The organism is Caulobacter sp. SSI4214 (genome assembly GCF_012184455.1).
Classification (GTDB): Bacteria; Pseudomonadota; Alphaproteobacteria; order Caulobacterales; family Caulobacteraceae; genus Caulobacter; species Caulobacter vibrioides_E.
On record NZ_SZWJ01000033.1, the window covers coordinates 1 to 25,992 of the forward strand.

Genomic DNA, 25,992 nt, shown 5'->3' on the forward strand with positions numbered 1-25,992 from the left:
AGGCCTTGCAGCCGAGGACGCCGGCGTTGGCTTGCGGGGCGGCGGCCAGGCTCAGGGCGGTGGCGGCGGCGCCCAGGGTCAGGGCGATGGTCTTGGTGGTCTTGGTCATTTGGTCGAACATGAGAGAACTCCTCGTCCCTTCGTGATGTCTGCGGGGCCAGCAACCCCGTGAGACGCACCATGGCAGGGCCAAGCTGAACCGCCCCGCCAACCGCGCCGACAGATTCCGTTCATGTTCGAAAAAAGTGGATCGGGGCGGGAAAAGCCCAGGTCGAGACCGCGACGTATCCCCGTCACGTCGTTACGCGTCATGAAAATATCTCGGGTCTCCCAAGACTTAATATCCTTTGGGCTTCTTTCCGTTCGGCCGTACTCCAAGTCACCGGCGTCTGGATGGGGAGGAGCGTCATGCGGTCGCGTTGGATCATCGTCGCCGGAGCGTTCGTCGCGCTGGGAATCGCCGGCCTGGCTTTCCGGACCGGCACGGACGCCAAGCCTCTACCCCCGGCGTCCGAGGCCTATCCGACCGTCGCGGACGGCGTGACCGTCGGCGAGACGACGGGGCCCTGGCGCGCGCCGGCAGGTCTGAAGCAGATTCCGATCTGGCCGCGCGGCGCGCCGGACATGGCCGACCAGCCCCGCAAGCCCGAACGGGTGTCGGTCTCCGCCACGCCCGACGCCCTGTCCAGCAAGGTGTCGGAGGGCGTCTACGACGTCACCGAACCGACCATGACCGTCTATCCGCCTCGGGGCCGAAACACCGGCGCGGCCATGATCGTCTTCCCGGGCGGAGGCTTCCGGGTGGTGGTGATCACCTCCGAAGGGACCGAGATCTGCAACTGGATCACGGCCCAGGGCATCACCTGCATCCTGTCGAAATACCGCGTGCCGGGCGGCAACGACTACTGGAACCCGGCGTGCCGGTGTCAGATCACCCCCAAGATCCCCCGCGCGCTGCAGGACGCCCAGAGAACCATCCGGCTCGTCAGGGCGCGGGCGCGAGAGCTGGGCGTTCAGCCGAACAAGATCGGCGTGATCGGCTTCTCGGCCGGCGGCTATCTGGTCGCGCAGACCAGCAACATCCTCGCCCCCGCCTACGCCCCGGTGGACGACATCGACAAGATCAGCAGCCGCCCCGACTTCGCCATCGCCCTCTATCCGGGGCACCTTTGCCGCAAGGGCGACGCCTGGGACCCGACCATCCGCGTGACGAAGAACACGCCGCCGACCTTCCTGCTGCAGGCCTGGGACGATCCGGTCGACCCGATCTGCAACAGCACGCTCTACGCGCGGGCGCTGGACGCCGCCGACGTCCCGACCGAAGTGCATCTGTTCGCGAAGGGCGGACACGCCTTCACGATGCGGAACAGGGCGCATCCGGTGGCGATGTGGCCCTCGCTGGTGGAGCGCTGGCTCGCGGAGATCGGGGTCGTCGGCGCCCCTCCGAGCGCCAGCAGCCCTTAACCTAGGCGCCCAGGGCGTAAGGACCGCTCTTGTCCAGCGCCGTCTTCCAGGCCGGGCGGGCGTGCATCCGCTCGATCCAGGCGGCCATGTGGGGGTAGTCGGCCAGCTTGCCCATGGCCTTGGCGACCTCGGGCACGAAGCTCATCTGGATGTCGGCGCCGGTCAGGTCGTCGCCGACGAAGAACTGGCGGCCGGCCAGGCTCTGATCGACGAAGGCCAGGTGGTTGGCGATCTCGCTCTGGATGCGCGGGTGCAGCGGCGCGCCGGCCTCGCCCAGGCGGCCGACATACATGTTGAGCATCAGCGGCAGCATGGCCGAGCCCTCGGCGTAGTGCAGCCACTGCTGATAGCGGTCATGGTCGGCGCTGGCCGGATCGGGCGCCAGACGGCCGCCGCCGTGGCGGCGGATCACGTAGTCGATGATCGCGCCGGACTCGATCACCGTCAGATCGCCATCCTGGATCACCGGCGACTTGCCCAGCGGGTGGACGTCCGTCAGCGACGGCGGGGCCAGGCGGGTCTTGGCGTCGCGGGTGTGGAAGACGATCTCGTAGGGCAGCGACAGCTCCTCGAGCAGCCACAGGATGCGCTGCGAGCGCGACTCGTTGAGATGGTGGACCTTCAGCATCTGTCTCCCCGTTTTCCCATAGGATGTTGCACCGCCGCATTGCTCGCAGATGCGAAATGGGCCACGGTGAAAGAAAACAATTGTTTGGCGTAAAACACCTGTTCGGCCAAGGGGAGCAAGCCATGACCACGATGATCGCGCGCGACGACGCCGAAACCCTCGTCCTTCCGGGCCTGACCGGCCTGCTGCGGGAAGCCGCCGACGCGACGGCGCTGTTCGTGGCCGAGGCCAAACCCGCCGTGCTCGCCCATATCGCGCCAGAAGGCGGCAAGGTCGACCGCAAGCTGGCCGACGTCCACCAGCACCGGGTGCACGGCTACGGCTGGTACGCGGCCTATGCCGAGCTCCTGAACCAGGTCGCCGGCTGGGCCGAGCGGCTGGAGGCCGAGGGGCGCTTCGGCGAGATCGAGGCCCTGCTGGCCCAGCTCCTCTTCTCGGAATACTGCGCCCAACTGGTCGGCGGCGTGCCGATGAACCAGGGTGAGATCGTCCGCCCGGCGCATCTGGTCGAGGACCGCGCGGTCCTGAACCGCCTCTATTCCAACGGCCTGATGAAGCTGATGGTCGAGGGCGGAACCCAGGCCGTGAAGAGCCGCGTCGCCCAGCGCCTGGCCGAGGCGCGCGGCCGCCCGACGCTGGAGCACACCGGCCTCGACGAGACCTTCGAGATGATCCGCGACCAGTTCCACGCCTTCGCCGAGGAGAAGGTCACGCCCTTCGCCCACGAATGGCACCTGAAGGACCAGCTGATCCCGATCGAACTGGTCGAGGAGCTGGGCGCCCTGGGCGTGTTCGGCCTGACCATCCCCGAGGAATATGGCGGCAGCGGCATGGGCAAGACCGCCATGTGCGTGGTCTCCGAGGAGCTGTCGCGGGCCTGGATCGGCGTCGGCTCGCTGGCCACCCGGTCGGAGATCGCCGGCGAGCTGATCCTGACCGGCGGCACGGACGCGCAGAAGGAATATTGGCTGCCCAAGATCGCCAGCGCCGAGATCCTGCCGACCGCCGTCTTCACCGAGCCGAACACCGGCTCCGACCTCGGCGCCCTGCGCACCCGCGCCGAGCTGAAGGGCGACCACTATGTCGTGACCGGGAACAAGACCTGGATCACCCACGCCGCCCGCGCCGACGTGATGACCCTGCTGGTCCGCACCGACCCGGCCACCACCGACTATCGCGGCCTGTCGATGCTGCTGGCCCCCAAGCCGCGCGGGACCGACGAGGCTCCCTTCCCCGCCGAGGGCATGAGCGGCGGCGAGATCGGGGTGATCGGCTATCGCGGCATGAAGGAGTACGAGCTGGGCTTCGACGGCTTCGCCGTGCCGGCCGAGAACCTGCTGGGCGGCGCGCCCGGCCAGGGCTTCAAGCAGCTGATGGCCACCTTCGAGAGCGCCCGCATCCAGACCGCCGCCCGCGCCGTCGGCGTGGCCCAGGCGGCGCTGGAGACCGGCCTCGGCTACGCCCTGGACCGCCAGCAGTTCGGCCAGGCGATCTTCGCCTTCCCCCGCGTCGCCAACAAGCTGGCCATGATGGCCGCCGAGATCATGGGCGTGCGCCAGCTGACCTATTTCGCCGCCCGCCAGAAGGACGAGGGCAAGCGCTGCGACCTCGAGGCCGGCATGGCCAAGCTGATCGCCGCCCGCGTCGCCTGGGCCGCCGCCGACAACGCCCTGCAGATCCACGGCGGCAACGGCTTCGCCATGGAATATGCGGCCAGCCGGCTGCTGGCCGACGCCCGGATCCTCAACATCTTCGAGGGCGCGGGCGAGATCCAGGCCCAGGTGATCGCGCGGCGGCTGTTGGACGGCGGGAACTAGGCGCCGCTGAGCGCCCCCTCCGTCTCGTCGCGTATCCGCGCCGATCCACCTCCCCCGCTTCGCAGGGGAGGAGAAGTCCCTCCTCACCCGTGCAACGGGGGAGGTGGCGCGATGCGAAGCATTGTGACGGAGGGGGCGCTCCGGCCCTTGCCGCCTCCACGAGCATCAGCATAGCCTCGCGTCCTTACCGGAAGGACCGCCCATGCTGACCACGACCCGCCGCGCCGCCCTCGTCTCGACCCTGGCCGCCACGGGCCTGGCGGCGTTCGGCGATAGGGCCCTGGCGCGGGAGACCGGGGCGGTCGGCGCCGCCGTCGACAAGTACGCGCAAGAGGTCATGGCCGCCTTCCCCGACGAGCCGGGTCTCGGGATCGCCGTGGTCGAGAACGGCCAGGTCACCCTGACCAAGGGCTATGGCGTCAAGCGGCTGGGAACCCAGGACCGGGTCGACGAGACCACCGCCTTCGGCATCGCCTCCAACACCAAGGCCATGACCGCCGCCCTGATCGCCATGCTGGTCGAGGAGGGCAAGCTGGAATGGGACGCGCCGGTCACCCGGTACATGCCGGCCTTCCAGATGAGCGATCCGGTGGTCACCAAGCTGATGACCGTCCGCGACCTCCTGGTCCACCGCAGCGGCCTGACCCTGGGGGCCGGCGACCTGATGATTTGGCCCGCGCCCACCCACACGCGCGCCGAGATCGTCGCGGGCCTGAAGTACCTGCCGATCGGCGGCCAGTTCCGGGGCGGCTACGCCTATGACAACGTCCTCTATGTCGCCGCCGGGGTGCTGATCGAAACGGTGACGGGCCAGTCCTGGGAAGAGGTCATCAAGGCCCGGATCTTCGAGCCGCTGGGCATGAAGGACACCGTCTCCAGCCCCGCCCTGGTCGACAGGGCCCGCCGCGCCCAGCCCCATGCCCGCCTGGGTCCGCCCGTCCGGGGCCTGGGTCCGCAGACGGTTCTGCCGTTCGACGACAGCTTCGACGCGGCCGGGCCGGCCGGCGGGGTCAATTCCACGCCGCGCGACATCGCCAAGTGGATGCAGGTCCAGCTGGGCCTGGGCCTCTCGGCCGACGGCAAGCGCCTGTGGAGCGAGGCCTCGTCGAAGGAGCTGTGGAAGCCCCAGACGATCACCGCCTCGTCCGAAGGCCCGGCGCCCGACGCCCCCACGCGTCCGACGATCCAGGCCTACGCCCTGGGCTGGTTCGTCCAGGACCATCGCGGCGAGCGCATCCTGTGGCACACCGGCGGCCTGGCCGGCTTCATCTCGTATACGGGCCTGCTGCCGGGCCGGAAGTCGGGCATCATGGTCATGACCAACGCCGAGGAGAGCGCGGTGCTGCGCGCCCTGCGCTACGGCGGTCCCGACCGGCTGCAGGGGCGGAGCGACTTCGACTGGATCGGCTATTCCAAGCGGCTGCAGGCCGACGCCGACGCCCAGACGATCAAGGACGCCGCCAAGGCCGTCACGCCCAGCAGCGGCGCCAAGCCCAGCCTGCCGCTGGCCGCCTATGCCGGCGTCTATCGCGACCCCTGGTACGGCACGGTCACCGTCGCCGTCACCGGGAAGGGCAAGAAGCAGGGCCTGTCGGTCTCGTTCGACAAGACCCCGCTGCTGCGCGGCAAGCTGGAGCCGTTCGACGGCGAGATCTTCAAGACCGTCTTCGACGACCGCACCCAGGAAGACGCCTTCCTCACCTTCGAGCTGAAGGACGGCAAGGCGGTGTCGGCCCTGGTCAAGGCGGTCTCGCCCCTGGCCGATTTCAGCTACGACTATCAGGACCTGCGGCTGACCCGGATCAGCTGAGGCGGCGCCTGGGCGGCGGTAGCTATCGCGGCCGCCAGCCGTCGGCGATCAGGGCGATCTGCCGGTCCATCACCGCCGACATCTCGCTGGCCGGGACCTGCCCGCCGGACGCGGCCGCCATGCGGTAGTTCCAGGCATAGGCGGCCTTCAGCGTGTCGACCAGCAGCTGGAGATCCAGGTCGGGCCGGACCTCGCCCTTGCGCACGCCCTCGTCCAGCACGTCGAGCAGCATCTGGTTCAGGCGCGGGTTGCGGCCATAGGGCGTCACGCCCGGATCGCCGTTGGGATTGTACGAGGCCGCGACGTGGGCCAGGAACAGCTTCACCCGCCGGGTCTCGAATTCGTAGTGGATGGCGAAGATCGAGCTCAGCCGATCGGCCACGCTGCCCCGCAGGTACGGAATCACCCGGTCGAACTCGGCATAGAGCTCGGCCAGGCGATGACTCATCACGTGGCTGAGCACCTCGGCCTTCGAGGCGAAGGTGGTGAAGACGCTGCCGACCGAGACACCCGCCCGCTCGGCGATGGCGCGGATGGTGGTCTCCTCGTAACCGACCTCGTTGAACAGGTCCCGCGCCGCCACGAGAACCTTCTCGCGCGTCGCCGCCTTCTGATCGTCCCTTACGCCCACGCCCGTCCCCCTCGAACACGCTAGCGTCGTTTTTAACGAAGACGCTCCGTTCCCCCGAACGGAGCGTCCAGTGATGTCGTCAGGCGCGAGCGCCCGCGAAAATAACCTTCAGTTGTTCCGAAAGCCGCGTCAGCAGAGCTTCCACCGACCAGCCGTCATAGATGGCTCGACGATAGTTACCGACATACACATCCCAAGTGATTTCCGCCAAGAGCTTGGCGTCGATATCTTTCTTCAGCTGACCTTCCTCGACGCCGCGGCGCAGGGCTTCGCCGATCAGGCGGAAGATGTGCTTGAGGTCGGCGCGGGCGCGACGCTCGGCGGCCTCCGAACGGGTCCAGGAGACCGCGATGCTGGCGCGCAGCAGCGGCAGTTGCTCGACATGGAAGGCGTAGGCGACGGCGAACAGGCCCAGCAGGGCTTCATCGACGGTCTTGGCGTTGCGCGACGCCTGGGTCATCTGGGCGTGGATGACCTCGTAGTCGGCGGTCAGGATTTCCTCGAACAGCTCCGACTTGTCGGCGAAGCTGGCGAACACCGCGCCAGTCGACATGCCGGCGGCCTGGGCGATGTCCCGGATGGTGGCGCCTTCATAGCCGCGCTCGCTGAACAGGCGGCGGGCGGCGGCGAGCACCCGCTCGCGGGTGCGCTGCTTGGCCAGGGCGCGGCGGGTGAGCTTCACCGGCGAGTCGGTGGCGGACTCGATATTGACGGACACAAAGCTCATGCGGCGGCCTCCAGACGGGCGAGAGCGGCCTCGGCGCGCTTCTCGAACTCATTGCAGTACTCATCGACGACGTTCTGGAGAACGTCAGCGTAACGGCGGGCCAAATGACGGCCATCCTGCGCGGCGTCGCGCAGGTCGGTGATCAATTGACGGACTTCGGCCAGGGCTTCTTCGCGATCGGTCGCGGAGAGCCCAGCGGCGGTCAAGAGCGACGCGCTCTGAGCCATCGCGGTTATCTCCTACCCCCGCTGGGGTGAGTCAAAACGTCGAACAGATCCGCGGTGGGGGAGTTGATCGTGTTCAACGAACGCGCACTGGAAAATAGGGAGCGGGGGCCATAACGCTAGAGGGACGTCATTGCAACCGCGAAAACTTACCGAAAACACTGAATGGGGACGATATGGCCTAGATATGAGAGCGCTCCCAAAGCGTCACTGCGACAAATGCGCTCACCGAACAGGTTCGACGAATTGATTCGGTCGATAACGTTTGGCCCCGCGGGGCCGCCGAACCGCCCTCGCGGCGCGACGCTCTATGGACGGCCGAGCTCCAGCCTCTATTCTGCGGGCCATGTCTCATCTCTTCGACATTCTGGTTCCCGCGTCGCTCGCGGCCGTGCTGATCGCCCTGGGGGCCGGTCTTTACGCCCTGTTTCGAGGGGGCGACTTCGGGCGCTCCTATTCCAACAAGCTGATGCGCCTGCGGGTCGTTCTGCAGTTCATCGCCATCATCGTCCTGGTCGCCGCCGCCTTCTGGTGGCGTCGCGGCGGGGCCTGATTAGCGCGGTTCGACGAACGGGAGTCCGCGACCCATGGTCACGCTGAACCGCATCTACACGCGCACGGGCGACGACGGCTCGACGCGGCTGGCGACCGGAGCCCCGGTCAGCAAGGCTTCGACGCGCGTGGAAGCCTATGGCGGGGTCGACGAGACCAACGCCGCCGTGGGCCAGGCGCGGCAGCATACCGCGGGCGACGCGGTGCTGGATCCGATCCTGGAGCGCGTCCAGAACGACCTCTTCGACCTCGGCGCGGACCTGGCGACCCCGGAACAGCATGGCAAGCCGGAATGGGAGCCGCTGCGCATTCTCGACAGCCAGGTCGAGCGCCTGGAACGCGAGATCGACCTGCTGAACGGCGAGATGGCGCCCCTGACCTCATTCGTCCTGCCGGCCGGCTCGCCCGCCGCGGCCGCGCTGCACGTCGCCCGCACCGTCTGCCGCCGCGCCGAGCGGACCTGCGTGGCATTGGCCGGCCTGGAGGGCGAGATCGTCGGCCAGCCGGCGATCAAGTATCTGAACCGCCTGTCGGACCTGCTGTTCGTGGCGGCCCGCTGGAGCAATGACCGGGGCCGCGCCGACGTCCTCTGGAAGCCGGGCGCGACGCGTTAGGCTATTTCGCCGGAGCCGGCTCCGGCGCTTGCGGTTTCAGGCGCGCCTCGCCGTTGATCGGCGGGACGTTGCCGGGTCGGCGGGTCAGGGTCTCGATCGAATAGACCGTCGCGCACTTCATCCACCGCCCGGCCCAGAGACGGCCGCTGGCCTCGCAACGCTGCTTCGGCCACACCCACAGGGCGTGGTAGGCTACGACGCCGCCGCTCGCGAGCAGGAAGATGGCGACGAAGATGTACTTCAGGCGCGTGAAGGTCTTGTTCATGGCCGCTCCCTACCGCCTTTCCGGCGGGAAGGGAATTGTCCGCCCCCGCGCCCGTGGCGCGGCCCTCGCGAAATCGTACAGTCGTTTGAACGAACCACGATTTATTGCATTACGCTGACGTTAAAGGAAACTTGCAATGCGACGCCGAACCAGTAAGTCGGTGGCCTAGCAGGAGAAAACGCAGTCTGGAGGCGGTGGAAACCGATGAAGGTCCTAGTCCCGGTCAAACGGGTGATCGATTATAACGTCAAGGCCCGCGTGAAGGCGGACCAGACCGGTGTCGACCTCGCGAACGTCAAGATGTCGATGAACCCCTTCTGTGAGATCGCGGTCGAGGAAGCCGTGCGTCTCAAGGAAAAGGGCGTGGCGACCGAGGTCGTCATCGTCAGCATCGGCCCCGCGCAGGCCCAGGAAACGATCCGCACGGCGCTGGCCATGGGCGGCGACCGGGGGATCCTGATCACCTCGGACGTCGACGTCGAGCCGCTGGCCGTGGCCAAGCTGTTGGCCGCCGTGGTCGCCGAGGAAAATCCGAATCTCGTCGTCATGGGCAAGCAGGCGATCGACGGCGACAACAACGCCGTGGGCCAGATGCTGTCGGCGCTGCTGGGCTGGCCGCAGGCCACCTACGCCTCGGCCGTCGAGGCGTCGGGCTCGTCGGCCAAGGTCACGCGCGAAGTCGATGGCGGTCTGCAGACCCTGGACGTCGACCTGCCGGCCGTGATCACCGCCGACCTGCGCCTGAACGAGCCGCGCTATGCGTCTCTGCCCAACATCATGAAGGCCAAGAAGAAGGAGATCGTCACCAAGGCGGTCGCCGACTACGGCGTCGATGTCACGCCGCGCCTGAAGGTCGTCAAGGTCGCCGAGCCGGCCAAGCGCTCGGCCGGCGTGAAGGTGGAAACCGCCGCCGACCTCGTCTCCAAGCTCAACACCGCGGGGGTGCTGTAATGGCTGTTCTCGTCGTCGCCGATAACGACAACGCGCACCTGCGCGACGCGACCCACAAGACCGTGACCGCCGCCCAGAAGATCTCGGGCGACATCGACATCCTGGTGTTGGGCAAGGGCGTCTCGGGCGTCGCCGCCGAGGCCGCCAAGATCGCCGGCGTCCGCAAGGTGCTGGTCGCCGAGTCCGACGCCCTGGGCCACGGCATCGCCGAGGCGCAGGCCGACGCCGTCCTGGCGCTGGCCGGCGGCTATGACGCGATCCTGGTTCCGGCCACCTCGGGCGGCAAGAACTTCGCCCCGCGCGTCGCCGCCAAGCTGGACGTCGCCCCGATCTCGGACATCATCGAGGTCGTCTCGGCCGACACCTTCACGCGCCCGATCTACGCCGGCAACGCGCTGGAGACCGTCCAGTCGACCGACGCCAAGAAGGTGATCACCGTCCGTCCGACCGCCTTCGCGGCGGCGGCGGAAGGGGGCTCGGCCTCGGTCGAAACCGTCGGCGGCGCCGACGCGGCCAAGACCCGCTTCGTCAGCGAAGAGATGGTCAAGTCCGACCGTCCGGAACTGGCGGCGGCCAAGATCGTCGTCTCGGGCGGCCGCGCCATGGGTTCGGCCGAAGAGTTCCAACGCGTGATCGAGCCGCTGGCCGACAAGCTGGGCGCCGCCGTCGGCGCCTCGCGCGCGGCCGTCGACGCCGGCTACGCCCCGAACGACTATCAGGTCGGTCAGACCGGCAAGGTCGTGGCGCCGCAGCTCTATGTCGCCATCGGCATCTCGGGCGCCATCCAGCACCTGGCCGGCATGAAGGACTCCAAGGTGATCGTCGCGATCAACAAGGACGCCGACGCGCCGATCTTCCAGGTCGCCGACTACGGCCTGGTCGCCGACTACAAGACCGCCGTGCCGGAACTGATGGACGCCCTGACGGCCGCGGGCAAGTAACCGCCCCGCCATCCACTAAGATAGAAAGGCCCGGGGGCTCTACCTCCGGGCCTTTTTGTTGCGCGCCTCAGGCAAAGCGAGACGCGCTCCCCCTACGAAAGCTGAACCGAGGACGGCGCACGCCGATATCGGCGCGCTGGGAACCACGCGAGCCTCGACATCGCGACGGAATCCATTATGGGTTGACTATCCGTCTCACGGCGGCGCCCCCGGCGTTCACGGGAAAGGCGACCCCGAAATTGTAAGGGAACGGTTTTGTCGCGTTCGACCGATTGGCTGGATCAAGACGCCACCTCGGTAACGGCCCGAAGCCTGCCCACGCTGGGCGTTCGCCTGGCGATCTGCGCCGCCACGGCCCTGCTCTACGGCTTCACGGTCGATAGCCTGGGCGGCTGGCTCTGGGGCTTGGCCGTCGCCAGCGCCGAGGCCGGGGTCTGGGTGTCCAGCATCCCCCAGAGGAGCGACCAGAAGACAAGCCCGGCCCAGCGCCTGGCCTATATCGCGGCCGTGGTCTGGATGAACCTGGTCTGGTGGGCCCTGGCCGTACTGCTGTGGCGGGAGGAAATTCTCGCCCTGAAGCTTTCGGCGCTCTGCGTGGTGTGCGCGTTCCTGGTCCACGCCCAGGCCTTCGCGGCGCGATCCAGGATCCTGCTGCTGATCATCGGCGGCGGCTCCTCGCTGCTGCTGCTGGCGCTGTGCGGCGTGTTCAACGACTTTCCGCCGCAGCAGCGTTTCGTGCTCTGCGCCTCCGCCGCCATCCTGATCACCTACACGGCCAAGGCCGCGCAAACCAACGCCCAGCAGGGCCGCGCCCTGGAGTTGGCCAAAAGCCAGGCCGAGGCGGCCAGCCAGGCCAAGTCCGAGTTCCTGGCCCTGATGAGCCACGAACTACGCACGCCCCTGAACGGCATGTTGGGCATCGCCCAGTCCATGAAGCTGGAGCCTCTGGCGCCCAGCCAGTACGAGCAGGTGGACTTGCTCGAGGAATCCGGCCGGACCCTGCTGGCCCTGCTGAACGACGTGCTGGACCTGGCCAAGATCGAGGCCGGCAAGCTGGAAATCGCGCCGATCACCAGCGATCTCGCCCATCTGGCCGACCGGGTGGTGCGCCTGAACGTCCCCCTGGCCCGCGAGCGCGGCACCGAGATCACCCTGCTCATCGACGAGGCCATGCCGGGCTCGCTGGTCTTCGATCCGCTCCGCGTGCGCCAATGCCTGGCGAACCTGATCTCCAACGCGGTCAAGTTCACGCCCGCCGGTCAAATCCAGGTGCGGGTGTCGTGCGAACCCGCCCCGGAACCCGGCGCGGTCATGGCCAAGATCGTTGTCGCCGACACCGGTGTCGGCATGAGTCCGCAGGTGCTGGAAAAGCTGTTCACGCCGTTCGTCCAGGCGGACGCGGCGACGGCCCGGCGGACAGGCGGGACCGGATTGGGCCTCAACATCACCCGCCGGCTGGCCAAGATGATGGGCGGGGCCGTCACGGCCCGCAGCGTCGAGGGACGCGGCTCGACCTTCACCCTGACCTTCCGATGCGCCCTGCCCGCCGCCGGCGCCTCGGCCAGCTTCCAGCCCAAGGACGGCAATCCGCTGCGCCTGCTGGTCGTCGACGACTATCCGGTCAATCGCAAGGTCATCGGCATGATGCTGTCGCCGCTGGGCTGCGAGATCGTCGAGGCCGACAACGGCCAGCACGCCATCGAAGCCCTGAATGACCGCGACTTCGACATGATGCTGATCGACTTCAACATGCCGGTGATGGGCGGACTGGAGGCGACCCGGCGAATCCGCGCCGAGCCGCGCTTCAAGGACCTGCCGATCGTCTGCCTGACGGCCGGGGTCATGGACGAGGAACGCTCGGCCGCCCTATCGGCCGGCATGGACGCCTTCATCGAAAAGCCCATCGAAATGGCGGCCCTGGTGTCGACGATCGGACGCCTGGATCGGCGGGCGGGCGCGCCGGCGTAGTTTTCCGGCGCGCGGTCGTCGGCCCTATCGCACCGGCACGCTCAGACCGCGCATCGTCTCGACCACCGCCCTGTCCAGCGGGGTGCGGGGCTCCTCGCCGAGGAAGGCGACCAGCCGACGGTTGTCCAGGCGCGTCGGAAAACGCCAGAAGGGGCGCATTTCCAGCAGTTCGCGCAAGGTCTCGTTGAACGGTCCGGCCAGGGGCAGCAGGGCCCAGGGCAGCCGGCGGACATCGGGGCGCTTCAGGCCGGCGGCGCGCGCGACCGCGCGGACCATGGCCGTCCCGTCGGCGTCCCAGACGCCGTCGAAGTGGAACCGCGCGAAGTCTGGCAGCTCGCCCTCGCGATCGGCCAGGCGGGCGAAGGTCTCGCCGACGTCGGGCAGATAGGCCCAGGCGTGGCCGACGCCCTTGTCGCCCGGATAGAGGATGGTCTTCACCGGCTTGCCCGGCGTGACCAGGCCCGAGGCGAACCAGTTGCTGGCGGCGCGCGGACCGAAATAGTCGCCGGCCCGCAGGATCAGGCTCCGCGCGCCGTCGCCGGCGGCGGCCTCCAGGCGGGCTTCCATCTCGACGCGGATCCTGCCCTTGCGGGTCCTGGCCCGCTGGGGCGCGGTCTCGTCGATCAGGGGCTGCTCGGCGGGGTCGTAGTTGTAGATCGTGCCAGGCAGCAGGATCCGCGCGCCGCTGGCCCGCGCGGCGGCGATGGTGCTGTCCAGCATCGGCAGGACCAGCCGGCTCCAGCCGCGATAGCCGGGCGGGTTGACGGCGTGGACGATGATCGCGGCGCCCCGCGCGGCGTCGATCACGGCCGGCGGGTCCATGACGTCGCCCTTCAAATAGGTCACGCCCGGCCGCCCGCCCTTGCCGGGATCGCGCACCAGGGCGCGGACGGTCCAGCCGTGGCGGACCAGGGCGGCGGCGGTCTCCCAGCCGACGCCGCCATGGGCGCCGAGGACGAGAGCGATCTTGGAGGGCTTGGCGGGGGCGGTCATGTCCGGCTCCTGGGATTGCGATGACCGCAGGATGCGTCGCGACAAGCTTGATATAAATTGCCTAGAATGACTGACCAGCCTATCAAAAATCTATGAGCAACGACCTCTCCGCCGCCGTCGACTGGGAGCGTCACCGCGCCTTCCTGGCGGTGATCGACACCGGCAGCCTCTCGGCCGCCGCCCGCGCGCTGGGCGCGGCCCAGCCGACCGTGCGGCGGCGGATCGAGGACCTGGAGACCCAGCTGGGCGTGGCGCTGTTCACCCGCTCGCCCTCGGGCCTGACCCCGACATCGGTGGGGACCGCTCTGGCGCGGCACGCCCGGGCCATGGCCAGCGCCGCCGCCGCCCTGGCCCGGGCGGCGTCGGCCGAGGCGGAAGCGGCCGCCGGCGTGGTGCGGATCACCGCCAGCGAGGTCGTGGGCATGGAGGTGCTGCCGCCGATCCTGGCCGCGCTGCGCCAGGACCATCCCGGCCTGATCTTCGAACTGGCCCTGACCAATCGCAACGAGGACCTGCTGCGCCGCGAGGCCGACATCGCCGTGCGGATGGTTCGTCCGACCCAGGACGCCCTGGTCGCCCGCCGGGTGGGCGTCATCACGCTGGGAATGCACGCCCACAAGCGCGTGCTGGACGCCTGGGGCCGCCCCGCCACGCTGGACGAGGCCCGCCGCCTGCCGCTGATCGGCTACGAGACCGACACGGCGGGCGTCCGGACGGTCCGCGCCATGGGCCTGGGCTTGAAGCCCGAGGACTTCGCGTTCCGTTCGGACAACGACCTGGCCCAGCTGGCGGCGATCCGGGCGGGCCTGGGGCTGGGGATCTGTCAGGTGGGCCTGGCCCTGCGCGACCCCATGCTGGAGCGCGTCCTCGCCGACAGCTTCGCCTACGATCTGGAGACCTTCGTCGTCGCCCACGAGGACCTGAAGGACGTCCGCCGCGTGCGCCTGGTCTTCAACGCCCTGGTCGAGGGTCTGACCGCCTATGCGCGATCGACGAATACAGTTTGAACTAAACACAACTTCCCTTAGAGTGAGCTTGAGCAGAATCGCCGCCCGGAAGAGGCGGCGTCCAGGCCAGGCCCCCACGAACGGACGGCTTACGGCCGTCGGCGGCGTTCGCGGGCGCCGCTCCGAGCCCGGTGGTGTGTCATGGCGGTCGCGAGTTTCGACGCCTCGAGTCTTTCCAAGCTGACGGCGCAGCAGATCGCGACGCTGAGCGGCCCGGCCCTGGCCGCGGCGCCGCCGTCCGAGTTCGCCAAGCTGACCGCTCAGCAGATCCAGGCGATCTCGGTCACGGCGATCGGCGGTCTCAGCGCCGCGCAGTTCGCGGCCTTCACCCCCGCCCAGGTCAAGGCGCTGACCCCGGCCCAGTTGCCGCGACTGGCCTCGACCGTGGCCTTCAGCGCCAACCAGCTGCTGGTGCTGAACCAGGCCCAGATGCAGGCGCTGTCGGCGACCCAGATCGGCGGCCTGAACGGCGACCAGCTGAACGGCCTGCGCTCGACCCAGCTGGCGGCCCTCTCGGCGACGGCGGTGTCGTCGCTGTCCGAAACCCAGGTGCGCGAGCTGTCGACCCAGCAGATCCGCGCGCTGACCGCCACGCAACTGCGCGGCCTGACCGCCAGCGACATGGGCGAGTTCGAGCCCGCGCAGATCCAGGCCTTCACCGCCGCCCAGGTCGGCGCCTTGTCGGCGACTCAGATCGGCCAGCTGACGCCGACCCAGTTCCAGAGCCTCAGCCCCACCCAGTTCGCCGGGCTCTCGCCGGAAGCGCTGAAAGGGCTGTCGGCCACGGACATGGCCCTGACCACCCCCGATCAGTGGAAGGCGGCGACCGTGGCGCAGCTGTCCAGCCTGTCGGGCGAACAGGTGCTGGCCTTGAGCGGCTCGCGGCTGGAAGCGCTGAACGCGACGCAGGTCCGAGGGCTGTCGGTCACGGCCATCGGTCAGGGCGGCGCGACGCTGCTGGCGGCCTTCAGCGCCGCCCAGCTGGGCGCCCTGGCCGGCAACCAGACCGCGACCCTTTCGGCGACGGCCGTCGCCCACCTGACCACCACCCAGATCGCGGCCCTGAACCCGCAGGCGCTGGGCGGCCTGTCGGCGACCAGCTTCTCGCGCCTGAACACGACCCAGGTGGGCGCGCTGGGCGCCGCACAGATCGCCGGCCTGCGCCCCGACCAGTTGGCCGGCCTGAATGGCGACGACTTCAACGAGTTCACGCGCGCCCAGCTGCAGGCCTTCACCGTCAGCCAGATCCGCGCCCTGCCGCCCGAGCGGCTGGCGGCGCTGTCGGACGCGTCGTTCGCCGCCTTCAGGCCCGAGCAGCTGAAGGTGATGACGCCCTTGCAGATCAAGGCGCTGTCGACCTCGGACATCGCGGCCCTGACCACCACCCAGGCCCAGGCCCTGGGCGCGGCCCAGGTCGGGGCGCTGAGCAGCCGTCAGCTCGCCGCCCTGCGCGGCGTGGCCGAGCTGTCGTCCCTGCAGTGGTCGAGCGTGACATCCACCCAGATCAAGGGGCTTTCGGCCACGGAGGTCGCGACACTGAGCGACGCCGAGATCGGCGCCCTGTCGGCCGCCCAGGTGTCGGGGCTGACGCCCGAGGCGCTGTCGGCGCTGAACGACAGCCAGGTGGCCCGCCTTGGCGCGGCGCAGATCAAGGGCCTGACCGCCACCCAGCTGAAGGGTCTGAACGACGCCGATGTCGCGCGGTTTTCCGCGACCCAACTGGCGGCGATGGACGGCGTCCAGCTGGGCGCGATGATCTCGCATCTGTCGACGACCACCATCGGCGGCCTGACCGCGCAGCAGGTGTCCAAGATCCCGGCGGCGGCGCTGCGCGACCTCGACGGAACAAGGACCGCGGCCCTGGGCGCGACCCAGATCCGGGGCCTGACCAGCGACCAGCTGATCAATCTGTCCAGCACGATGGCCCAGGCCTTGAACGCCACCCAGGTGGCGGCGCTGTCGCCGACCCAGCTGGCCCAGCTGTCGACGGGCATCCTGGCCCTCCTGCCGCCGGACGCCCTGTCGCGCCTCGACGCCGGCCAGATCCGGGGCCTGACCGTCACCCAGGTGCGCGGCCTGTCGACGACGGTGTTCGACAGTCTCTCGACCACCCAGGTCAGCGCCCTGACCCCGACCCAGGTCGGCGCCCTGTCACCCGACCTGATCGGCGCGTTCTCGGCGACGCAATGGTCCCTGTGGGGCGTCACCCAGATCCAGGGCCTCAGCACAACGCAGCTGGGCGCGCTGGATCCGACGCACCTGGCGGGCCTGTCCGACACCCAATGGAGCGCCCTGCGCGCGACCCAGATCGCCGGCCTGTCGGCCAACGCCGTCGCCGCCTTGAGCGCCGATCGCCTGAAGCTGCTGGCCGGCACGCAGATCGCGGCGCTGTCTCCAACCGCCCTGTCGGCCCTGAGCGCGGTCCAGACCGCCGCCCTGACCACCACCCAGGTGGCGGCGATCACCGCCACCCAGCTGCGCGGTCTGTCGCCCGAGGACATCGCCGAGTTCACCCCTAGCCAGGTCGCGGCGCTGGCCCCGACCCAGCTGGCCGGACTGCCCGCCACCGAGGTCGCGGCGCTGGGCGCGGGCCAACTGGCGGCCCTGACCACCAGCCAGATCAAGGCGATGGTCCCCTCGCAGATCGCCGCCCTGCGTCCCAGCCAGGTTCCGGCCCTGTCGACCACCCAGCTGGCGGTCCTGACCCCCACCCAGCTTGGCGCGGCGGCCAGCGACATCCTGCCGGCGCTGTCGACCACCCAGGTCTCCGCCCTCAGCTCGGCCCAGCTGTCGGGCCTGTCGTCCACCCAGGCCGGGGCGTTGAGCGGGTCCCAGCTGGCGGCGCTGGCGACCACCCAGGTCGGCGGCCTGACCGGCGGCTTCCTGTCGGCCCTGAGCGCGACGGCCTTCTCGGCCCTGACCCCGGAGCAGGTGGCGCGGCTGTCGACCACCCAGTTGCAGGCCCTGTCGACCACCCAGATATCGGGCCTCTCGGCCGCCGACTTCGGCGAGTTCAGCGCGACCCAGGTCTCGGGCCTGACGCCGAGCCAGCTGGCCGCCCTGGCGCCGACCAACCTGGCCAGCCTGTCGACCACCCAGCTGGCGGGCCTGACCGCCACGCAGTTCTCGGGCCTGACGCCGACCCAGCTGGCGGCCCTACCCGACACGGTCGTGCGCGGCCGGCTCTCGCAGCTGGCCGCCACCCAGACCGGAGGCCTGTCGGCCGCCCTGATCGGCGGCCTCACCGCCACAGAGCTGGCCGGCCTGAGCGGCGCCCAGCTGGGGTCCCTGTCGACGACGGCCTTCGCGGCCCTGGGCGCCAGTCGCCTTGCCGCGCTCAGCCCGACCCAGCTGTCCGGCCTGTCGACCAGCGAAATGGCCAGCCTGAGCGCCGCGACCTTCGGCGCGTTCTCCGCCAGCCAAGTGGCCGCCCTGTCGGCGCAGCAGATCGGCGCCCTGCCCGGCGAGGTGCTGTCGGGCCTCAACGCCAGCCAGTTCGCGGCCTTGACCACCACCCAGATCCGGGGCCTGACCACCAGCCAGATCGAGCGGTTCACCACGACCGACATCGCCGAGATCACCGCCACCCAGATCGGCGCCCTTGGGGCCGCGCAGATGGAGGGCTTCTCGCCCGCCGACATCTCGGCCTTCACCGCCACCCAGGTGGCGGCCCTGACCTCGGCCCAGATCTCGGCCCTGACGCCGGTGCAGGTGCGAGGCCTGTCGGCGGCCGACATCGGCGAGTTGTCCAAGGCCCAGGTGGCCGCCCTGACCGCGTCTCAGGTCGGCGCCCTGTCGAACACGGCGTTGAGCGCGCTCAGCGACGACCAGTTCGCCAGCCTCTCGGCCACCCAGGTGCGCGGATTCTCGGCCGGCCAGCTGGACGCCTTCGCCAGCGATGGGCTGTCGCGGATGTCGGGCTTCCAGCTGGGGGCGCTGACCACGACCCAGATCGGCCAGTTGCCGACCTCGGCGATCCAGACCCTGACCACCGCCCAGATGGGCCAGATCATGCCCAGCCAGATCCCGGGCTTCACCGGCGCCCAGATCGCGGCCTTCTCGCCGGGGCAGCTGTCGACCCTGTCGCGGGCCCAGGTCAACAAGCTGACGGTCGCTCAGCTGGACGCCATGAGCCCCGCCCAGTTGCAGGCGATCGGCCTCTGATAACGTTCTCATAACAAGCGTCACAAGGGCGTCGCACGACTGTCGTCCAGCCGTCTTGAGCCGATCCTATTGCCCTCCCAGAAGCCGCATTGGCCGAGGGGATAAGGCAAGATGCAATCGACCAAGATTTCCAACCTTCAGTCGCGCCTGTGGTGCGGCGCGGCCCTGGCGGCCCTGCTGGTCGCCGGCGGCGCCCAGGCCGCCACGGCCCCCGCCGCTCCGGCGGCCGCCGATGCGGCGACGCCGGCCGACACCGACTCGACCAATGTCGAGCAGATCGTCATCACCGGCCAGCGCGAGACGCGCTCGGCCGTGGCGATGCAGAGCGAGCAGATCCAGCGCGTCCTGCCGGGCGCCAGCCCGCTGAAGGCCATCCAGTTCCTGCCCGGCGTCATCTATCGGACCGCCGATCCGTGGGGCAACAACGAGCAGAACCTGTCGCTGTTCGTCCACGGCTTCTCGACCCAGCAGCTGGGCTTCACGATGGACGGCGTGCCGCTGGGCGACCAGGCCTACGGCAACTACAACGGCCTGTCGGTCTCGCGCGCGGTGACGTCCGAGAACGTCAGCCGCGTGACCCTGTCGTCGGGGGCCGGCTCGCTGGGCGTGGCCTCGACCAGCAACCTGGGCGGCGCGATCGAAACCTACAGCCGCGACCCGTCGGCCCAGCGCGGCCTGAACCTGCGCCAGACCCTGGGCAGCTATGAAGCCACCCGCACCTTCGTCCGCGCCGACAGCGGCGATCTGGGCAATGGCTGGAAGGGCTTCATCTCCTACGTCTACCAGGACGCCAAGGCCTGGGACTTCGACGGCCATCAGCGCGGCCACCAGGTGAACCTGAAGATCGTCCACGACGACGACCACGGCCAACTGACCTTCTACGCCGACTGGCAGATGAAGGTGGAGCCCAACGAAGACGCGACCGCCTTCGGCAACCAGCAGACCGCCGCGGCCCAGGGCTTCACGCCCTATTCGCGCCCCTTCATCTATCCGAACCTGGCCGGCTGCACGGCCAACCTGACGGGCGGCCCGGGCACGCCGCCCCCGGCCCAGGGCAACAACTTCTCGAACTGCTTCAGCGCCGCCCAGCGCGAGGACATCCTGTCCTACGTCAAGTACGCCTGGAAGCCGGTCCCGAACTTCACTTGGACCAACCAGGCCTACTACCACTACAATTTCGGCCGCGGCATCGTGTCGGGCCCGGTCAACACGGCCGGCCTGCCGGGGCTGTTCGCCACCTACTATCCGAACCTGGTCGTCGGCTCGACCACCAGCGCGGCCACGCTGCAGAACATCGTCAACCTGATGGGCGGCAGCGGCTACGCGGTGCGCACCACCGAATATCGCATCAACCGCCCCGGCCTGATCTCGACGGCCGAGTGGACGCTGGGCGATCACCAGATCAAGGGCGGCGTCTGGCTCGAGCACAACGAGCCGGCCCAGCACCGCGTCTGGTATCCGATGACGGCCGAGAACAACGACCTGTCGCCCTATGACGTGCCGCGCGGCAAGAAGGCCTTCACGCAGTACTACGCGACCTTCTTCACCAACGACGTCCAGCTGCACCTGCAGGACCAGTGGCGGATCGCGCCGAACCTGCTTCTGCAGGCCGGCTTCAAGTCCAGCCTGCAGAACGCCACCGGCAAGTTCCCGATCAACCAGCAGAACCTGCCGACCGTGGCCGTGCCGGTCCACTATCCGTCGGGCACGATCAAGTCGGACAAGTGGTTCCTGCCGCAGGTCGGCGTTCTGTGGGACGTGACCCCGAACGAGCAGATCTTCGTCAACGTCCAGCAGAACATGCGCCAGATCATCCCCTACGGCGCGGGCAGCGGCTTCTACGGCTTCTCGCCGTGGAGCCTGGGCACCCAGGCGGCCTTCGACCTCTTCAAGTCGACGGTGAAGCCGGAAACCTCGTGGACCTACGAAGCCGGCCTGCGCACCCGCCACGACGTGAACTGGGGCGTGATCACCGGCTTCGACGGCCAGATCAACGCTTATGACGTCAAGTTCAGCAACCGCCTGCTGAACATCGCGCCCTACAACTTCATCAACCCGGCGCCGGCCATCCTGGCCAATGTCGGCGGCGTCACGACCAAGGGCGTGGACGTGGCCGGCACGCTGAAGTTCGGCGAGCACTTCCAGCTCTACAACGCCGTGTCGTACAACTCGTCGAAGTACGATCAGGACTATCAGAGCGGCACAACCCTGGTGAACGGCGTCTCGACCCCGGTCACCGTGGCCACCGGCGGCAAGTACGTGCCCCTGACGCCGAAGTGGATGAACAAGACCATCGCCCGCTTCAACTTCGGCAAGTTCGACGCCCAGATCAGCGGCGACTATGTCGGCCGCCGCTACGTCACCTATCTGAACGACCTGTCGGTGAAGGGCCTGATGCTGGTGGACCTGCAGGCCGGCTACACCTTCGACATGCCGGCCGACAGCCTGGTCAAGGGCCTGCGCGTCACCGCCAATGTCACCAACCTGTTCGACAAGAAGGGCGTCTCGAGCGCCGGCGTCACCAGCAACTCGGGCGGCTACGCGGCCTTCCCGCAACCGCCGCGCCAGGGCTTCGTCACGCTGTCGGCGGACTTCTAGAACCGGGGAGAGCGGAAGCCTCGCCCTTCGACAAGCCGAGGGTGAGGTTTCCGACCCGGGCCTGTCGAACGACAAGGACAGCGCAAGAAAAAGGCCCGGCGGTTTCCCGTCGGGCCTTTCGTCTTTTCGGCGTCGCCGCGGAGCGCTTAGTCCTTGGCGCGTTCCACGTAGGAGCCGTCTTCCGTCAGGATCACCACCCGGGTGCCCGAGGTGATGTACGGCGGCACGGTCGTCTTGACGCCGTTGCTCAGCACGGCCGGCTTGTACGACGAGCTGGCGGTCTGGCCCTTCACCGACGGTTCGGTGTCGACGATCTCGAGGATCACGGTGCGCGGCAGGTCGATGGCGATCGGCACGTCGTTGTGGGTCGACAGGATGACGGTCATGCCTTCCTGCAGATACGGCGCGGCGTCGCCGATCACGTCCTCGGTGGCGACCAGCTGGTCGTAGGTTTCCGGGTTCATGAAGTGGAAGCCTTCGCCGTCCTGGTACAGGAAGGTGTGGTCGCGGTCGTCGACGAAGGCGCGCTCGACCTGCTCGGTCGTGCGGTAGCGTTCCGAAACCTTCACGCCATCCGAGATGCGGCGCATGTTCAGCTGGGTCACCGGGGTGCCCTTGCCGGGGTGGATGTTCTCGGCGCTCAGAACGACATAGAGCTTGCCGTCCAGATCGACGACGGAGCCTTTGCGGAGCGAGCTGGCTGCGACCTTCACGTAGTTACCGTCCTTGGGTGGAAAGCGCGCGCGAGGCCGCGGGCGCGTTCGTGCTATTGATCCGTGAGCGCCCTCGTATAGCGAACGGGCCGAAATCTCCAGTCTCTTCGGTTGTTAGCCTTGTCCGATACCTCCCCGACCTGGTGGCGCCCCGGCGTCCACGCCGACCGTCGCCCGTTTCTTCTGGCGCGTAACCGGATCACGCGGGCCTTCCGCGCCTGGTTCGAGGCGCGGGGCTTCGAGGAGATCGAGGCGGCCGCCCTGCAGGTCTCGCCCGGCAACGAAGCGCACCTGCACGCCTTCGCCACCCAGGCCCTGACCACCTCGGGCGAGGCCTCGCCGCTCTATCTGCACACCTCGCCGGAATTCGCCTGCAAGAAGCTGCTGGCCGCCGGCGAGACGAAGATCTTCAGCCTCGGCAAGGTGTGGCGCAACCGCGAGCGCGGGCCGCTGCATCATCCCGAGTTCACGATGCTGGAGTGGTACCGGGCCGGCGAGTCCTATCAGAGCCTGATGGACGATTGCGCCGACCTGCTGGCCCTGGCGGCCGAGACGGCGGGCGGGCGGCGCTTCGACTTCCGGGGCATGGCCTGCGATCCGTTCGCCGAGCCCGAACGCCTGACCGTGGCCGAGGCGTTCGATCGCCACGCCGGCGTCGACCTCTTGGCCAGCGTGGCCGCCGACGGGGCCACGGATCGCGACGCCCTGGCCGCCGCCGCCCGCGCGGCCGGGATCCGCGTGGCCGAGGACGACGGCTGGGCCGACATCTTCAGCCGGATCATCGTCGAGAAGGTAGAACCCCGCCTGGGCGAGGGCCGCGCGACGGTGCTGTGCGAATATCCGATCTCGGAGGCGGCCCTGGCCCGCCCCAAGGCCGACGATCCGCGCGTGGCCGAGCGCTTCGAGCTCTATGCCTGCGGCGTCGAGCTGGCCAACGCCTTTGGCGAACTGACCGACCCGGCCGAACAGCGCCGCCGGTTCAGGATCGAGATGGACGAAAAGGCGCGGATCTACGGCGAACGATACCCGATCGACGAAGACTTCCTGGCCGCCCTGGCGCACATGCCGGAAGCCTCGGGCGCGGCCCTGGGCTTCGACCGCCTGGCGCTGCTGGCCGCCGGCGCGCGGCGGATCGAGGACGTGCTCTGGACGCCCGTGGCCGGCTGACGCGCCGACGAAAAAATTTCGCGCACCCCTCTTGAGACCCGGTGAGCGCCGCCCAAATCCAGAAAGCGGGCCGGGCCCCTCTGGCGTTTTCGACACCCCTCGTCGAACGTGATGTCGGACCGCATCGGGTGCGCTCGATGCCGGGTCCTGGCGGATGTCCCCTCCCCGCCTTCCCCGCCCCGCCGTCGAGCGCGCCCCTCTGATGGAGGAGCGCACGCCTTGACCCTGTTGAACGCCCGACAACTGCGCGCCGAGATCGCTCGGCTGACGCGCGCGCTGTACGAGGAAGCGCGCAAACCCGAGCCCGACCGGAGCCTGGTTCGCCTTTGGGACCTGCGCCGCGAACGGCTCAAGGAGCAACTCTGGATCCTCGAGATGAACGCGACGGCGGCGCGCTGGCGATGAACGCCGCGCGCGAACCCAGCGACCGGGAGCGTCTGGAGGCCTTCGTCGCCGCCTGCCTTCTGATCGCGCAGATCGACGGCCAGGTGACGCCCGACGAGCGCCGACAGATGGTCGCCCAGCTGGCCACGGACGCGCCGCGTGTCGGCGTCGACGAGGCCCTCGAGGCGTTCGAGTCCCTGGAAGCGCGCTTCGCCGCGCGGCCCGAGGAGGCCTGGGTCGAGGCCGAGCTGATGATCCGGCGGCTCAAGGGGCGCCCCGAGGCGGAGTCGATCGCGGCCGCCGCCGCGGCGGTGGCGATCGACGGCGGACTGGAAGCCGACGAGCGATCGGTGGTCCTCGACCTGTGCCGGTGGCTGGGCGTCAGCCCCGCGCGCATCCTCTAGGCTCCACGCGAAGGTTGACCGCGATCAAGGCCGAGCGTCCTGTAACGGCGCTATCCGGGGCGGCGACAGGAGCGACGCATGGCCAATGGCTCGACTCACGGCGAACGGCACGCCGTCTCAAGGATCGGCTGGCTCCGCGCGGCCGTGCTGGGCGCCAACGACGGCATTGTCTCGACGGCCTCGCTCATCGTCGGGGTGGCGGCGGCCCAGTCCGGGCGCGAGCCGGTCCTGTTGGCCGCGACGGCGGGGCTGGTGGCCGGCGCCATGTCGATGGCCGCCGGCGAATACGTCTCCGTGGCGTCCCAGGCCGACAGCGAAGCGGCGGACCTCGCGCGCGAACGTTTGGAACTGGAGACCCAGCCCGAGGCGGAGCTGGACGAGATGACGGCCATCTATGTCGCGCGCGGCCTGACGCCGGAGCTCGCGCGGCAGGTGGCCATCCAGTTGAACGCGGGCGACGCCCTGGCGGCCCATGCGCGCGACGAGTTGGGTCTTTCCGAGCACCTCAGCGCCCGCCCCGTCCAGGCGGCCCTCACCTCGGCCGCCACCTTCGCGGTGGGCGCGTCCATGCCGCTGGCGGTCTCGATGCTGGCGCCCCAGGCGGCGATCATGCCGGCCGTCTCGATCGCCACCCTGGTCTTTCTCGCCGTGCTGGGCGCCCTGGGAGCGTGGGCGGGCGGCGCCAAGCCGTTGAAGCCCATGCTGCGGGTGATGTTCTGGGGCGCGCTCGCCTTGGCCGCGACGGCCCTGATCGGCAAGCTCTTCGGAGCCGTCGTCTAAAGCCAAGGGGCTCCAGGCGCTGAAATTTGCGTCCCGGCCGGAAATCCCGCATATCCCGCCGCCTCATGACCTCCAAGACCCTCCGTGACGCACGGTCCCTGGCCCAGGCCGGACTCGTGCCGCCCGAGCGCCTGCCGGCGCTGGAGACGGTGGCCGCCCGCTACGCGGTGGCGATCACGCCGGCGATGGCGACGCTGATCGACGGCGCGGACGACGACGATCCGATCGCCCGCCAGTTCATCCCCGCGTCCGAGGAGCTGGTCGTCAGTCCCGGCGAGGACGGCGACCCGATCGGCGACAATATCCACAGCCCTGTGGATGGAATCGTCCATCGCTACCCCGATCGGGTGCTGCTCAAGCCGACCCACACCTGCGCGGTCTATTGCCGGTTCTGCTTCCGGCGCGAGATGGTCGGGCCCGAGGGCCTGGCCAACCTGACCCCCGCCCAGCTGGACGCCGCCTTCGCCTATATCGCCGGCCGACCGGAGATCTGGGAGGTCATCGTCACCGGCGGCGATCCGTTCGTGCTGTCGCCCCGCCGCCTAGCCGAACTGATGGACCGGCTGGAGGCGATCGACCACGTCAAGATCGTCCGCTTCCATACCCGCGTCCCCGCCGTGGATCCCGACGCGGTGACCGAGGCGCTGGTCGCCGCGCTCAAGCGCTCGACCAAGGCAGTCTATGTCGCCCTGCACGCCAACCACGCCCGCGAACTGACGCCGGCCGCTCGGGCCGCCTGCGCCCGGATCATCGACGCCGGGGTTCCGATGCTGAGCCAGACCGTCCTGCTGCGGGGGGTCAATGACGACCCGACGACGCTGGCCGCGCTGATGCGGGCCTTCGTCGAGACGCGCATCCGCCCCTATTACCTGCATCATGGCGACCATGCGCCCGGCACCGCCCATCTGCGCACCACCCTGGCCGAGGGCCAGGCGATCATGAAGGCCCTGCGCGGAACCCTGTCGGGCCTGGCCCAGCCGACCTATGTGCTGGATATCCCCGGCGGCCACGGCAAGGTTCCGGTCGGCCCCGACTATCTGACGGAAACCGGGGTCGAGGATCCGAACGGCGTCGTCCGCGTCTATCCGCCGCGAGCCTGACGGAGAGGCCGAGATCCAAGCCCCGCAAGGGGTTGCGGCCGCGCTTCGCGTTGCATTGCAGCAAATCCTAGACGAGAGCCCTGTTTCTCG

At 69.2% G+C, this 25,992-nt stretch carries 22 protein-coding genes and 2 pseudogenes; 17 read left to right on the plus strand and 7 right to left on the minus strand.

All coding sequences use genetic code 11. The annotated features are described in order from the left end of the window. Window positions 1–408 precede the first annotated feature (408 nt). A complete protein-coding gene (locus tag FCU40_RS11625; protein ID WP_168075059.1) occupies window positions 409–1,464 on the plus strand; it encodes an alpha/beta hydrolase in 1,056 nt (351 codons plus the stop codon). Between the two features lies 1 nt (window position 1,465). Here the strand turns inward: FCU40_RS11625 and FCU40_RS11630 are convergent, their stop codons facing one another. Beyond that, window positions 1,466–2,092, minus strand: coding sequence for a glutathione S-transferase (locus FCU40_RS11630; RefSeq protein WP_168075060.1), 627 nt, complete (start codon window positions 2,090–2,092; stop codon window positions 1,466–1,468). A 122-nt stretch (window positions 2,093–2,214) separates the two neighbouring features. On the opposite strand from FCU40_RS11630, the gene FCU40_RS11635 reads away from it, so the two are divergent. From FCU40_RS11635 to FCU40_RS11640, 3 genes and pseudogenes are all read left to right on the plus strand, one after another. After that, the gene (locus FCU40_RS11635) at window positions 2,215–3,909 is read left to right on the plus strand and encodes an acyl-CoA dehydrogenase family protein (protein ID WP_168075061.1); all 1,695 of its coding nucleotides are present in this window, start codon (window positions 2,215–2,217) and stop codon (window positions 3,907–3,909) included. Between the two features lie 9 nt (window positions 3,910–3,918). Then, window positions 3,919–4,118: pseudogene (locus FCU40_RS23340) on the plus strand (hypothetical protein); the annotation flags it as partial. Then, window positions 4,112–5,719 (plus strand): serine hydrolase, encoded by a 1,608-nt coding sequence (locus tag FCU40_RS11640; protein WP_168075062.1) that lies wholly within the window; start codon window positions 4,112–4,114, stop codon window positions 5,717–5,719. The pseudogene FCU40_RS23340 and the gene FCU40_RS11640, both read left to right, overlap by 7 nt. A 22-nt stretch (window positions 5,720–5,741) precedes the next feature. Here the strand turns inward: FCU40_RS11640 and FCU40_RS11645 are convergent, their stop codons facing one another. The 3 genes from FCU40_RS11645 to FCU40_RS11655 form a co-directional block, all read right to left on the minus strand. Next, window positions 5,742–6,350 carry a TetR/AcrR family transcriptional regulator gene (locus FCU40_RS11645; protein ID WP_004616144.1) on the minus strand — a complete coding sequence of 203 codons (609 nt, stop codon included), beginning with the start codon at window positions 6,348–6,350 and terminating at the stop codon, window positions 5,742–5,744. Window positions 6,351–6,429: 79 nt separating this feature from the next. After that, entirely contained in the window at window positions 6,430–7,077 is a 648-nt protein-coding gene (locus tag FCU40_RS11650) for a TetR/AcrR family transcriptional regulator (protein WP_004616145.1), read from the minus strand. Then, entirely contained in the window at window positions 7,074–7,304 is a 231-nt protein-coding gene (locus FCU40_RS11655; RefSeq protein ID WP_004616148.1) for a hypothetical protein, read from the minus strand. Before FCU40_RS11655 ends, FCU40_RS11650 begins: the two co-directional genes overlap by 4 nt. Window positions 7,305–7,647: 343 nt before the next feature. On the opposite strand from FCU40_RS11655, the gene FCU40_RS11660 reads away from it, so the two are divergent. Together FCU40_RS11660 and FCU40_RS11665 are read left to right on the plus strand one after the other, a co-directional pair. Beyond that, window positions 7,648–7,854, plus strand: coding sequence for a twin transmembrane helix small protein (locus FCU40_RS11660; RefSeq protein WP_168075063.1), 207 nt, complete (start codon window positions 7,648–7,650; stop codon window positions 7,852–7,854). A gap of 34 nt (window positions 7,855–7,888) precedes the next feature. Beyond that, the gene (locus FCU40_RS11665) at window positions 7,889–8,467 is read left to right on the plus strand and encodes a cob(I)yrinic acid a,c-diamide adenosyltransferase (protein ID WP_168075064.1); all 579 of its coding nucleotides are present in this window, start codon (window positions 7,889–7,891) and stop codon (window positions 8,465–8,467) included. 1 nt (window position 8,468) lies between these two features. On the opposite strand, the gene FCU40_RS11670 is transcribed toward FCU40_RS11665, so the two are convergent. Then, window positions 8,469–8,732 carry a hypothetical protein gene (locus FCU40_RS11670; protein ID WP_168075066.1) on the minus strand — a complete coding sequence of 88 codons (264 nt, stop codon included), beginning with the start codon at window positions 8,730–8,732 and terminating at the stop codon, window positions 8,469–8,471. Between the two features lie 204 nt (window positions 8,733–8,936). Between FCU40_RS11670 and FCU40_RS11675 the strand changes: the two genes are divergently transcribed. From FCU40_RS11675 to FCU40_RS11685, 3 genes are all read left to right on the plus strand, one after another. Further along, window positions 8,937–9,683, plus strand: a complete 747-nt coding sequence (locus FCU40_RS11675; RefSeq protein ID WP_168075068.1) for an electron transfer flavoprotein subunit beta/FixA family protein — start codon at window positions 8,937–8,939, stop codon at window positions 9,681–9,683. Next, the gene (locus FCU40_RS11680; RefSeq protein WP_168075070.1) at window positions 9,683–10,624 is read left to right on the plus strand and encodes an electron transfer flavoprotein subunit alpha/FixB family protein; all 942 of its coding nucleotides are present in this window, start codon (window positions 9,683–9,685) and stop codon (window positions 10,622–10,624) included. Before FCU40_RS11675 ends, FCU40_RS11680 begins: the two co-directional genes overlap by 1 nt. A 255-nt stretch (window positions 10,625–10,879) precedes the next feature. Further along, window positions 10,880–12,592, plus strand: a complete 1,713-nt coding sequence (locus tag FCU40_RS11685) for an ATP-binding protein (protein WP_168075072.1) — start codon at window positions 10,880–10,882, stop codon at window positions 12,590–12,592. A gap of 24 nt (window positions 12,593–12,616) precedes the next feature. Here the strand turns inward: FCU40_RS11685 and FCU40_RS11690 are convergent, their stop codons facing one another. Beyond that, on the minus strand, window positions 12,617–13,585 hold the full coding sequence (locus FCU40_RS11690; RefSeq protein ID WP_168075074.1) for an NAD(P)H-binding protein: 969 nt from the start codon (window positions 13,583–13,585) through the stop codon (window positions 12,617–12,619). Between the two features lie 92 nt (window positions 13,586–13,677). Here FCU40_RS11690 and FCU40_RS11695 point away from each other — a divergent pair, with 92 nt between their 5' ends. The 3 genes from FCU40_RS11695 to FCU40_RS11705 all read left to right on the plus strand — a co-directional run bounded on the left by FCU40_RS11695 (window position 13,678) and on the right by FCU40_RS11705 (window position 21,354). Then, window positions 13,678–14,592, plus strand: coding sequence for a LysR family transcriptional regulator (locus FCU40_RS11695; RefSeq protein WP_168075076.1), 915 nt, complete (start codon window positions 13,678–13,680; stop codon window positions 14,590–14,592). 141 nt (window positions 14,593–14,733) lie between these two features. Continuing rightward, window positions 14,734–18,756: an ice nucleation protein gene (locus tag FCU40_RS11700; RefSeq protein ID WP_168075086.1), complete on the plus strand. Its 4,023-nt coding sequence runs from the start codon at window positions 14,734–14,736 to the stop codon at window positions 18,754–18,756. A gap of 111 nt (window positions 18,757–18,867) precedes the next feature. After that, window positions 18,868–21,354, plus strand: coding sequence for a TonB-dependent receptor (locus tag FCU40_RS11705; RefSeq protein ID WP_168075088.1), 2,487 nt, complete (start codon window positions 18,868–18,870; stop codon window positions 21,352–21,354). Window positions 21,355–21,500: 146 nt separating this feature from the next. On the opposite strand, the gene efp is transcribed toward FCU40_RS11705, so the two are convergent. After that, window positions 21,501–22,067, minus strand: coding sequence for an elongation factor P (gene efp / locus FCU40_RS11710; RefSeq protein WP_004616172.1), 567 nt, complete (start codon window positions 22,065–22,067; stop codon window positions 21,501–21,503). Between the two features lie 111 nt (window positions 22,068–22,178). On the opposite strand from efp, the gene epmA reads away from it, so the two are divergent. From epmA to FCU40_RS11735, 5 genes and pseudogenes are all read left to right on the plus strand, one after another. Next, the gene (gene epmA, locus FCU40_RS11715; protein ID WP_168075090.1) at window positions 22,179–23,234 is read left to right on the plus strand and encodes an EF-P lysine aminoacylase EpmA; all 1,056 of its coding nucleotides are present in this window, start codon (window positions 22,179–22,181) and stop codon (window positions 23,232–23,234) included. A 128-nt stretch (window positions 23,235–23,362) separates the two neighbouring features. Next, a pseudogene (locus tag FCU40_RS11720) lies at window positions 23,363–23,639 on the plus strand (hypothetical protein). After that, the gene (locus tag FCU40_RS11725; protein WP_168075092.1) at window positions 23,636–24,022 is read left to right on the plus strand and encodes a TerB family tellurite resistance protein; all 387 of its coding nucleotides are present in this window, start codon (window positions 23,636–23,638) and stop codon (window positions 24,020–24,022) included. Before FCU40_RS11720 ends, FCU40_RS11725 begins: the two are co-directional and overlap by 4 nt. A 78-nt stretch (window positions 24,023–24,100) precedes the next feature. Beyond that, window positions 24,101–24,802, plus strand: coding sequence for a VIT family protein (locus tag FCU40_RS11730; protein WP_004616179.1), 702 nt, complete (start codon window positions 24,101–24,103; stop codon window positions 24,800–24,802). 65 nt (window positions 24,803–24,867) lie between these two features. Continuing rightward, window positions 24,868–25,902, plus strand: coding sequence for a lysine-2,3-aminomutase-like protein (locus FCU40_RS11735; RefSeq protein ID WP_168075093.1), 1,035 nt, complete (start codon window positions 24,868–24,870; stop codon window positions 25,900–25,902). Window positions 25,903–25,992: the final 90 nt, after the last annotated feature.

Coding starts and splice junctions, on each gene's coding strand:
- FCU40_RS11640 (WP_168075062.1), top strand. CDS start 4,112: ATGCTGACCACGACCCGCCGCGCCGCCCTCGTCTCGACCCTGGCCGCC.
- FCU40_RS11650 (WP_004616145.1), bottom strand. CDS start 7,077: ATGAGCTTTGTGTCCGTCAATATCGAGTCCGCCACCGACTCGCCGGTG.
- FCU40_RS11695 (WP_168075076.1), top strand. CDS start 13,678: ATGAGCAACGACCTCTCCGCCGCCGTCGACTGGGAGCGTCACCGCGCC.
- FCU40_RS11655 (WP_004616148.1), bottom strand. CDS start 7,304: ATGGCTCAGAGCGCGTCGCTCTTGACCGCCGCTGGGCTCTCCGCGACC.
- FCU40_RS11730 (WP_004616179.1), top strand. CDS start 24,101: ATGGCCAATGGCTCGACTCACGGCGAACGGCACGCCGTCTCAAGGATC.
- FCU40_RS11635 (WP_168075061.1), top strand. CDS start 2,215: ATGACCACGATGATCGCGCGCGACGACGCCGAAACCCTCGTCCTTCCG.
- FCU40_RS11660 (WP_168075063.1), top strand. CDS start 7,648: ATGTCTCATCTCTTCGACATTCTGGTTCCCGCGTCGCTCGCGGCCGTG.
- FCU40_RS11630 (WP_168075060.1), bottom strand. CDS start 2,092: ATGCTGAAGGTCCACCATCTCAACGAGTCGCGCTCGCAGCGCATCCTG.
- FCU40_RS11705 (WP_168075088.1), top strand. CDS start 18,868: ATGCAATCGACCAAGATTTCCAACCTTCAGTCGCGCCTGTGGTGCGGC.
- FCU40_RS11670 (WP_168075066.1), bottom strand. CDS start 8,732: ATGAACAAGACCTTCACGCGCCTGAAGTACATCTTCGTCGCCATCTTC.
- FCU40_RS11700 (WP_168075086.1), top strand. CDS start 14,734: ATGGCGGTCGCGAGTTTCGACGCCTCGAGTCTTTCCAAGCTGACGGCG.
- FCU40_RS11690 (WP_168075074.1), bottom strand. CDS start 13,585: ATGACCGCCCCCGCCAAGCCCTCCAAGATCGCTCTCGTCCTCGGCGCC.
- FCU40_RS11680 (WP_168075070.1), top strand. CDS start 9,683: ATGGCTGTTCTCGTCGTCGCCGATAACGACAACGCGCACCTGCGCGAC.
- FCU40_RS11675 (WP_168075068.1), top strand. CDS start 8,937: ATGAAGGTCCTAGTCCCGGTCAAACGGGTGATCGATTATAACGTCAAG.
- FCU40_RS11725 (WP_168075092.1), top strand. CDS start 23,636: ATGAACGCCGCGCGCGAACCCAGCGACCGGGAGCGTCTGGAGGCCTTC.
- FCU40_RS11735 (WP_168075093.1), top strand. CDS start 24,868: ATGACCTCCAAGACCCTCCGTGACGCACGGTCCCTGGCCCAGGCCGGA.
- FCU40_RS11625 (WP_168075059.1), top strand. CDS start 409: ATGCGGTCGCGTTGGATCATCGTCGCCGGAGCGTTCGTCGCGCTGGGA.
- FCU40_RS11665 (WP_168075064.1), top strand. CDS start 7,889: ATGGTCACGCTGAACCGCATCTACACGCGCACGGGCGACGACGGCTCG.